At 73.1% G+C, this 1707-nt stretch carries 2 protein-coding genes and 1 pseudogene; all 3 read right to left on the bottom strand.

The window, feature by feature from the left end:
• Positions 1–129 precede the first annotated feature (129 nt).
• Positions 130–399 (bottom strand): 30S ribosomal protein S15, encoded by a 270-nt coding sequence (gene rpsO, locus G6030_RS10560; RefSeq protein WP_007632724.1) that lies wholly within the window; start codon positions 397–399, stop codon positions 130–132.
• A 115-nt stretch (positions 400–514) separates the two neighbouring features.
• On the bottom strand, positions 515–1477 hold the full coding sequence (locus tag G6030_RS10555) for a bifunctional riboflavin kinase/FAD synthetase (RefSeq protein WP_182643089.1): 963 nt from the start codon (positions 1475–1477) through the stop codon (positions 515–517).
• A 23-nt stretch (positions 1478–1500) separates the two neighbouring features.
• Positions 1501–1707 (bottom strand): annotated as a pseudogene (gene truB, locus G6030_RS10550) (tRNA pseudouridine(55) synthase TruB); the annotation flags it as partial.

Genomic DNA, 1707 nt, shown 5'->3' with positions numbered 1-1707 from the left:
AGCAAAACGCTTGACAATCCTCATAGGGACACCCCCCCCGACGCGAGGGAGACCGCGCCGCCCGGATGCGGACGATCCCCGCCCTCACGTTGAGGGCGGGGATCGTCGACGGGTCCGGGCGGGCCGGTGTCAGCGGCGCAGACCGAGGCGCTCGATCAGCGAGCGGTAGCGCGCGATGTCGACCTTGGCGATGTACTTGAGCAGCCGACGACGACGGCCGACCAGCAGCAGCAGGCCACGACGCGAGTGGTGGTCGTGCTGGTGGGTCTTGAGGTGCTCGGTGAGCTGCTGGATGCGACGGGTGAGCAGCGCGACCTGGGCCTCGGGGGACCCGGTGTCGGTCTCGTGGACCCCGTACTCGGCCAGAACGGCCTTCTTCTCTTCGGTGCTCAGCGCCATGATGACTCCTGGTTGTTCCAGTCCGCGAAAATGTGAGGCCACCGCCGCCGCGGACCGCAGCAGGGCCGACCGGGTACGTTACCAGCCGGGGGCGGCGGTCCCAATTCAGGCGCGGTCAGGCCCCGAGCACGGTGCGGGTGCGTCGGACGTCGCGGTCCATCGCCACGAGCAACTCGTCCACGGAGGAGAACTTCTCCATGTCGCGCACGTGGTCGACGAAGTCGACGGCCGCCGTCCGGCCGTACAGGTCGGCGGACTCGTCCAGCACGAACGCCTCGACACTGCGCGCGGCGTCCCCGAACGTCGGGTTGGTGCCGACGGAGATCGCGGACGCGTACGGGCGCCCCGGGACGATCGACCCGTCCACCGGGCCGTCGTCGAGGACGGTGAACCAGCCCGCGTACACGCCGTCGGCGGGGACCGCGGTGTGCTCGGGCAGGTCGAGATTGGCGGTCGGGTAGCCCAGGTCCCGGCCCCCTCGCCCGGCGCCGTGCACGACGACGCCCGAGACGCGGTGGGGGCGGCCGAGGATCTCCGCGGCGGCGGCGACGTCGGACTCCGACAGCAGGCGCCGGATCCGACTCGAGGAGACGGTCTCGCCGCCGGACTCCAGCAGGTCGACCACCTCGCACGCGATCCCCCGCTCCGCGCACAGGGCACGCATCGTCTCGGGGGTGCCGGCGGCACGGCGACCGAACGTGAAGTTGCGACCGACGGTGACGGCGCGGGCGTCGAGCCCGGAGACGAGGACGCGATCCACGAACTCGTCGGGCTCCCACGAGGCCATCTCGCGGTCGAAGGGCAGCGCGAAGACGGCGTCCACGCCGAATCCCCCCGCGAGCTCGGCGCGCCGGGCGAGGGGGGTGAGGACGGACGGGTGCGTGCCCGGCCGGACGACCTCGACGGGATGGGGGTCGAAGGTCACCAGCACCGGGCTGGCACCGAGTTCGCGACCCGCTCCGACCGCGCGGTCCACGAGGGCGCGGTGCCCCCGGTGGAGTCCGTCGAACACCCCGAGGGCGACGGAGGTCCCGCCGTCGGGGATCACGATCTCGTCGAACGTCCGCCACAGCTGCACGGCGACCACCTTACGCGCGGGGTTCACAGCCCCGCCGGGCGCATGACCACGACCGGAGCGGCGCGGCGTCCGGACTCCGAGACCAGCGCCGCGACACGACCGTCCGGGCCCACGGCGGCGACGACGCCGGTGTCACCCCGGGCCTCGAGCCACCGTCCGTGGCGGAGCCCCTCGGCGGCGTCCGCGTCGATGTCGCGGCGGGGGAACGCGGCCAGGGCGGCCGCGTCGAG

The sequence above is a fragment of the Dietzia sp. E1 genome (assembly GCF_014145015.1).
In the GTDB taxonomy this organism is placed as follows: Bacteria; Actinomycetota; Actinomycetes; order Mycobacteriales; family Mycobacteriaceae; genus Dietzia; species Dietzia cinnamea_A.
The sequence above is the reverse complement of the archived record's forward strand: the minus strand, read 5'-3'. Positions and strand labels throughout refer to the sequence as shown.